Genomic DNA, 281 nt, shown 5'->3' with positions numbered 1-281 from the left:
CCACAGTACGTTTGAGAACCAAGGTCACCAAGGGGCCGGGATCACGTGCGGCTGGTCTGGCCATGGCCTACAAGCTCATCGACGCCGCCGCGGCCCGCTGGCGTGCCGTCAACGCACCACACCTGGTCGCCCTGGTCCGCGCCGGCGCGGTCTTCCACAAGGGCAAACTGCTCGAACGCCCCACCGAAATCACCCCACCGACACCGCCCTCAGACGGCGATCAGCAAGCCGGAACGGAGGTCGCCTGAAACACGCCGATCCACAGGTATTGACAATTCCTC

General features: G+C 65.1%; 1 pseudogene. It reads left to right on the top strand.

Annotation, left to right across the window (positions count from 1 at the left end):
- Nucleotides 1-248: pseudogene (locus AC5Y3P_RS22370) on the top strand (IS256 family transposase); the annotation flags it as partial.
- Nucleotides 249-281 lie beyond the last annotated feature (33 nt).

It is taken from the genome of Mycobacterium sp. NGS45 (assembly GCF_059812645.1).
The sequence above is the reverse complement of the archived record's forward strand: the minus strand, read 5'-3'. Positions and strand labels throughout refer to the sequence as shown.